Annotated in this window: 6 protein-coding genes; all 6 read right to left on the reverse strand. The window is 65.5% G+C overall.

Annotated features, from left to right (window positions below; translation table 11 throughout):
• Positions 1 to 114: 114 nt before the first annotated feature.
• Positions 115 to 837, reverse strand: a complete 723-nt coding sequence (locus CWO89_RS16590; RefSeq protein ID WP_130579856.1) for a nucleotidyltransferase family protein — start codon at positions 835 to 837, stop codon at positions 115 to 117.
• 141 nt (positions 838 to 978) lie between these two features.
• Positions 979 to 1305 (reverse strand): PilZ domain-containing protein, encoded by a 327-nt coding sequence (locus CWO89_RS16595; RefSeq protein ID WP_130579857.1) that lies wholly within the window; start codon positions 1303 to 1305, stop codon positions 979 to 981.
• A gap of 77 nt (positions 1306 to 1382) precedes the next feature.
• Positions 1383 to 2906, reverse strand: a complete 1524-nt coding sequence (gene tsaE, locus CWO89_RS16600) for a tRNA (adenosine(37)-N6)-threonylcarbamoyltransferase complex ATPase subunit type 1 TsaE (RefSeq protein ID WP_130579858.1) — start codon at positions 2904 to 2906, stop codon at positions 1383 to 1385.
• Complete coding sequence (locus CWO89_RS16605; RefSeq protein ID WP_130579859.1) at positions 2903 to 5422, reverse strand: PAS domain-containing sensor histidine kinase; 2520 nt, start codon at positions 5420 to 5422, stop codon at positions 2903 to 2905. Before CWO89_RS16605 ends, tsaE begins: the two co-directional genes overlap by 4 nt.
• Positions 5423 to 5722: 300 nt before the next feature.
• Positions 5723 to 6181 carry a dUTP diphosphatase gene (gene dut / locus CWO89_RS16610; protein WP_130579860.1) on the reverse strand — a complete coding sequence of 153 codons (459 nt, stop codon included), beginning with the start codon at positions 6179 to 6181 and terminating at the stop codon, positions 5723 to 5725.
• Positions 6178 to 6896, reverse strand: a 719-nt coding sequence (locus tag CWO89_RS16615; RefSeq protein ID WP_283813536.1) for a phosphopantothenoylcysteine decarboxylase domain-containing protein, incomplete at its 5' end; no start/stop codon positions are given. The genes CWO89_RS16615 and dut, both read right to left, overlap by 4 nt.

Genomic DNA, 6896 nt, shown 5'->3' on the forward strand with positions numbered 1-6896 from the left:
GGCCGGGACCCATAACCACAAATGTGGTATTGCGCAGGCCGAGGCCACTATCCCGTCCACGACCAACACCGGTGGTGATGGGTCCCGGCCTCCGCCGGGACGACGAATAGAGGATTAAGCCACGCTTTCCAAAAATGCTTCTTCCGCGGCTTGCACGGCGTCGGGGGTTCCGACATGCATCCAGACACCGTCGAGCCTGAGCCCGAACAGTCGTTCCTGCTCGTTGGCACGGTCGAACAGCTTGGTCAGCGAGAACTCGCCCGTGGGGGCGTCCGCAAAGATCGACGGCGACATGATCGCGGCGCCGGCATAGACGAACGGCACCACCTGCTGCTCCCGCCGCTTGCGCAGCGCGCCGTCCGGCAGCATGGAATAGTCGCCGCGACCGCCATAGCCGATGCTGTTCGCGGTCGGCGCCATCAAGAGCAGGATATCCATCTTCGTGGGGTCGAAGGTCTCCGCGAGCCGCGCCAGGTTTGGCCGCACGCCGTCGATCCACATCGTGTCGGCGTTGACGTGAAAGAACGGCTCAGGCCCGAGCAGCGGCAACGCCTTTACGACCGCGCCACCGGTGCCCAGCACCTTGTCACGCTCGTCCGAGATGATCACACGCGGCTGCTTCCGCGTCTTGACGTGCTCGATGATCTGGTCCGGCAGATAGTGCACATTGACCACGGCCTCGCTCACGCCGGCAGCGGCAAGCTTGTCCAGGACGTGATCGAGCAACGGCTGGCCCGCCACGCTCACCAGCGGCTTCGGCATATGGTCGGTCAAGGGCCGCATGCGCAGGCCGAGACCGGCAGCGAGGACCATGGCTTTACTGGGGGTGACGGACATTCTTCCGGGCTCTCGAACCGTTCAAATCGTGACGCGCGCCATCCTATCACGCCGATTTGGGGCGCGCATAAGATCGACGCGATAGTCGCCGGACATGACGGCCGTGCGACGGGGAAGAAAACGCGTCAAAAACAACAATCTTCAGGCGTCGGCGGGTTGCGAGCCGCGCTTGGCCGCCTTCTTCTTTTTGTCGCCCTGTTTGAGGAAATTGACCCCGATCTGGTCGCCATTGACCCAGGACAATTCACAGCGGCGATAGGCAAGCCCGGTCGATGACAACAGCAGGAAGAACTCCTTCAGGTGCAGGCCCTCCACCGAGCCCTCGACGGTCAGCTTGGCGCCGGTCTCGGAAACATCCTCCATGGTGCAGTCGCGTCGCCACGTGCCGTCGATCCCCATCAAGTGCGCGGGAATGCCGCGTTCGAAGGTGACACGCTCGCCGCGGCGCCGTTCTGTCTTCATCGCCAAACTCAAACCCTCAACCAAGCCGCTCTGCATCCGGAGCGTGTGTCACACTAGGGCGGCTCGGGCTAACAGGGGGTAAATCAGGAAACCGGTGGCGGGACGTGGGCCGCGTACCATTCACGGAGGCCGGCCAGCGCCGGGTGGGCCAGTGAACGAGTGAGGTAAGTCCAGATCCGCGGCTGGTGCTTGAGATAATGCGGCTTGCCGTCCCGCCCGTTGAGCCGCGCGAAGGTCCCGAGCAGACGCGTGTTACGCTGCGCCGACATGATCGCGTAGAGCTCGGCGAAGCTGGCCGCGTCGAAATGCTCCTCGGTGGCCCGCCGCGCCTTGATGTAGCGGGAGAGCAGCGTGAGCTCGAGCTGCTCGGGCACGTCGATCCGCGCGTCCTGCAACAGCGACACCAGATCATAGGTGGCAGGCCCGAGCACGGCGTCCTGGAAGTCGATCAGGCCCAGCCGCAGGATACCTGTACGCTCGCCAAGCCAGATCAGATTGGGCGAGTGGAAGTCGCGCAGCACCCAGGTCCGCGGCGCCGCGGCCGGCTTCTCCAGGAGCGTTCGCCACATCGCAAGAAATTCATCGCGCAGATCCGAGGCGAGGGTGATGCCGCGATCCGGCAAGTACCACTCGATCATCAAGCCCATCTCGACCAGCCAGGCGTCGATGTCGAAGACCGGGATGTCGTAGGTAAGCTGCGGCGTCAGCGGCAGCGCCTCCGGCAGTTTCTCCCGATGCAGGGCCGCCAGCATGTCGGTCGCGGCTTCGTAGCGCTCCATGATCGGTGCCGGCGGATCGCCCTCGACGATGCCGTCCTTGCCGAAATCCTCGGTGATCAGGAATCCCAGATCGATGTCGGAGTGGCGGATCGCGGGTGCGGAGAAGCCGCGGTCGCGCAGTCCGTTGTCGATCGAGACGAACGGCTTGACGTCCTCGGCGAGATGGACGGCGGCGCTGTAGGACTTGCCGTCATAGATCGGCGGCCCGTCGGGGCGTCGCGGCGAGTTCATCAGGATGACGCTGCCATTGTCGTCGAACAGCCGGGCGTAGGAGCGGGTCGAGGCGTCGCCCGGCATGCGCTCGCGCCGCGCGTCGATGTAGCCGGCATTCTCGAGGAATTGGCGCAGCGCCTTCAGCCGCGTGACGACGGCGGCAGCCTTGCCGTGGCCGGTGATCTCGGCAGCGCGCGCGTTCGATCCCAGTGCCGGCCGGTGACTCAGCGCAATGTCGATGCGGTCCGGCGGCATGGCATCTGGTGCCCGCTCCGGCCATTCGATCAGCGCCACCGCGCCGTCAGGCAAAGGCGCCAGCCCGATCTCCTCGAGTTCGCTCGCGTCATTGATGCGATAGAGGTCGGCGTGAACAAGCGGGAACGCCGGCAGCTCGTAGCTTTGCGCCAGCGTAAACGTCGGGCTCGGCACTTCCAGCGTATCATCGGTGGCGAGATAGCGGATCAGCGCGCGGGCCGCCGCGGTCTTGCCGGCGCCGAGATCGCCGGAGAGCGCAATGACTTCGCCGGGGCCGATCAACAGCGCGAGATCGGCCATCAGATGCGCGGTCGCGGCCTCATTGGCGAGTGCGACCGAGAATGTGCTGGTGACAATCATTCGGCGGCGTTGCGATGCGCGTTCTGGTCGACCGGGAAGACGCAGGTCACGGTCGTGCCTCTGCCGACGGTCGAATCGACGCGGACCTTGCCACCATGCAGCTCGACGAAGGAGCGCACCAGCGACAGGCCGAGGCCGGCGCCGCGGTGCCGCGAGCCGTGGGAATGGCTCTCGAACCAGTTGAACACCTTGTCCTTGACCTCAGGCGCGATGCCTGGGCCGGTGTCGGTCACCGCGAACACGACACTGTGCTCGGCGCGTCGCGCAGAGATCGTGACCATCCCGTCATGCGGGGAGAAACCGACGGCGTTGGCGAGCAGGTTATAGAGCACCTGCACCACGCGTCGTTCATCGCCGATGAATTCGCCGATATTGGGCTCGATATCGACCTTGAGCGTGATGCGGTCGGTCGCGAGCCGGTCCTGGATGCCTTCGGCCGCGGCCTCGATCGTCTTGCCGATATCGACGGAGCCAAGCTCGAGCGTCATCGCGCCGGCATCGATGGTGGCGAGATCGAGGATGTTGTTGGTGAGCGCGAGCAATGCGTTGGTCGATTTGGTGACGTAGTCGAGATATTCGGCCTGCTTCGTATTGAGCGGTCCGGTCGCGGGATCAGACAGGAAATGCGCAAAGCCGATGATGGTGGTGAGCGGCGCGCGCAGTTCGTAGGACACGTGGTGGACGAAGTCGACCTTCATCTGGTCGGCCGCTTCCAGCGCCTCGTTGCGCTCGCGCAGCGCGCGTTCGACATTCTCGGTGTCGGTGATGTCCTGGAACGTCAGCATGGTCGCGCCGTCCGGCAGCGGCATGGTCATGCAATGCAGCACGCTGCCGTCCTTGCGCTCGAGCTTCAGCGCGACCTGGGCGCGGTTCTCGATCGCGGTGATCGCCTCGCGCAGCGCCCGCCAGACGATCGGATCGTCGAACAGCGGCCGGCACAGCGCTTCCACGGTCTCGATATGCGGCTGCTCGCGCAACGCGTCCGCCGGCAGCCTCCACATCTTCTCGAATACCGGGTTGAACAATTGCACGCGCCCGTTGCTGCCGAACACTGCGACCGCTTCGTTCAGATTGTCGAGGGTCTCGTGCTGGACCCGGATTAGGCCGTCGAAGCGACGCGCCAGATCGAGGCTTTCGGTGACGTTGTCGAAGAGATAGGTGACGCCGCCTTCGAGGTTCGGCGTGGTCACGACGCTGACCGCGCGGCCGTCGGGCAGGAACCAAGTGTAGCTCTCCGATTCGACCGCGCGATAGGCTTCGTGCAGCTTGGCCTTCCAGGCGCGGAAATCCGGCTGCTCCGGCAGTTTGCGGGCGGCGCGCAGCCGGTCGAGGACGCTGGAATCGTCCGGATTGCTATCGAGGAACGCCTGATCGAGGTCCCAGAGGCGGCGATAGGATTCGTTGTAGAAGGCAAGCCGGCGGTCGGCGTCGAACACGGCCACGCCGGAAGAGAGCTGGTCGAGGGTGCGGCGATGCGCTTCCGCCATCCGGGTGAGCGCGGCGCGAAGGGCGGCGACCTCGCTGGCGTCGATGGCGATGCCGGCGCTGCCGCCGGCAAGCTTCATCGCCTGGATGTCATAGATGCGCCGCTCGCCGCCGACCACGATCGGTAGTCGCGCGGCATAGGTCGAATATTCGTGCAGCGCCTTGGCCATCTCAACCCGCTGGTCGTTCTCCAGGAGTTCGAGATGGCGGTGGATCGCATCCGCGATGCTCGCGCCCTCGGTCGCCCGCAAATAGGCCGTGTTGGCATAGCGCAGGTCGTCCTGCGCATTCTTGGCCCAGATCGGCCAGGGTGCGGCGGCGGCGAAATCGCGCAGCAGCTCGGTCTCCTCCTGCAGCATCTTGTGGCGCAGATTGGCTTCGGCCAGCTCGCGACGCAAGCCGCCAAGCTCGCGCATCCGCACGATCGCCTGGCCGCCGATGGCGCGACCCATCGCCTCGATGGCGCGGCCGTTCGCGGTGGTGAGGTTCAGCAGAAAACCCTGGCCGGCCTCGCGCAGCGCGTCGACGGCGTGGTCCATCTGCAGCGCCGGTTCCGGCGGCAGCCAGGTTCCGAACGCCAGCACGCGCTGGGGCGAGTTCTGGGTCGCCTCCTGCGAGGTCAGCAATGCGATGTCACCGCTGATCTCGGGGCGGTTGTCGCCAGCCGCCCAGGAAATCAGGACCTGCGGCTCGGCAAACAGCAGCGCGCGCAGGCGATCGGATTGGGCCTGCAGATCAGCGATCTCGGCGCGCAGGCGCCCCTCGCTCCGGATGGCGCGAGCGCGTGTACGCATCAAGAGGATCGCGGCGACCACGGAAAAGCCGAGCAAGGCAACCGCGGCGGTGAAGAGCACGAATTCCTGGTGATCGAGGTCGAACCACGCCGAGATCACCGGCTCGAACAGCCAGTCGCCAGCGCGCGCCGATCCCGCGGGCAGCGCCAGCATGGCGGCGAGCCCAAGCAGGCCGTCGCGCGCCAGTGAGGTGCACGACAGCAGGGTTCGACGCATTGCGGCGACCACGCCCGACATAATTTGCCCCAGAACGCACGACTTCGGCCCGGCGTTAGACCCCCGCCGTGCACACGAATCGTAAGAGCATATCCTCAAGCTGACTCAGCGAGTAAGAGTCCAGATCGTGAACGCAAGACACGCTGTGAAAAATGCGGGGCTCAATTCGTGCGCCAGCGCAAATTTTATCCGTATTCGAATGGCTTATCGCTCGATCAAGTGCCGTAGCCCGGGTGAAGCGTTAGTGTAACCCGGGTCCGCTCGCGGATGTGGACGCGGATGTCCCGGGTTGCGCTGCGCTCCACCCGGGCTACGGGTCAACTATCTTCCCGTGGAGCCGAAGCCGCCGCCGCCTCGCTCGGTACTGGACAGCGCGGTCACCGGAACCAACTGCGCCTGCACGACCGGTGCGATCACCATCTGCGCGATGCGCTCGCCGCGTCGGATGGAAAACGGCGCCTCGCCGTGATTGATCAGGAGGACGTTGATCTCTCCCCGATAGTCGGCGTCGATCGTACCAGGCGAATTCAACACGGTCACGCCATGCTTGGCGGCAAGTCCGGAACGCGGCCGCACCTGCGCCTCGTAGCCCGGTGGCAGCGCGATCGTGAGCCCGGTCGGAACCATCGCGTATTTGCCTGATGCGAGCACCAGTGGCGCTTCTTCGGGCACTGCGGCCAACAGATCGAGCCCGGCGGCATCGGCGGTCTGGTAGGCCGGCAGCGGAAGACCTTCGGCATGCGGCAATTGCCTGACATCGACCTTGATCGTCGCACTCACGATTTTGTCTCCACGGCCTTCGCGATCCGGGCCACCAGTTCGGTCGCGACCTGTTCCTTGGTCATGACCGGCCAGGAATCGACGCTGATATCCTCGCCCCCACGCGTCAGCAGATGAACGGTGTTGCGGTCGCCACCCATCACGCCGGTGGCCGGTGAAACATCGTTGGCCACGATCCAGTCGCAGCCCTTGCGGGCGATCTTTGCCTTCGCATTCTCGATCAGATGCTCGGTCTCGGCGGCGAAGCCGATCACCAGCGGCGGGCGGTTGTCCTGCAGCTTGGCGATGGTGGCGAGGATGTCGGGGTTCTCGACCAGTTGCAGCGCCGGCACGCCGGCTGCGGTCTTCTTCAGCTTCTGCTCGCCTTCATTGGCGACCCGCCAGTCGGCGACCGCGGCGGCGAAGATCGCGACATCGACCGGCAGCGCCGCTTCCACCCGGTGCAGCATATCGCGCGCGGATTCCACAGAGATCACCGACACGCCCGCTGGATCGGCGAGATCGACCGGCCCGGAGACCAGGACGACCTCGGCGCCGGCATCGCGCGCGGCGGCGGCGATGGCAAAGCCCTGCTTGCCCGAGGAGCGGTTGGCGATATAGCGCACCGGATCGATCGCCTCATGTGTCGGCCCTGCGGTGATCAGCACGCGCTTGCCCTGAAGCGGGCGCGGATGCGGCGGGCGAAGGATGTGTTCGGCGGCGGCGGCGATTTCGG

It is taken from the genome of Bradyrhizobium sp. Leo170, from assembly GCF_004296405.1.
Taxonomy (GTDB): domain Bacteria; phylum Pseudomonadota; class Alphaproteobacteria; order Rhizobiales; family Xanthobacteraceae; genus Bradyrhizobium.

Coding starts and splice junctions, on each gene's coding strand:
- tsaE (WP_130579858.1), bottom strand. CDS start 2,906: ATGATTGTCACCAGCACATTCTCGGTCGCACTCGCCAATGAGGCCGCG.
- CWO89_RS16590 (WP_130579856.1), bottom strand. CDS start 837: ATGTCCGTCACCCCCAGTAAAGCCATGGTCCTCGCTGCCGGTCTCGGC.
- CWO89_RS16605 (WP_130579859.1), bottom strand. CDS start 5,422: ATGTCGGGCGTGGTCGCCGCAATGCGTCGAACCCTGCTGTCGTGCACC.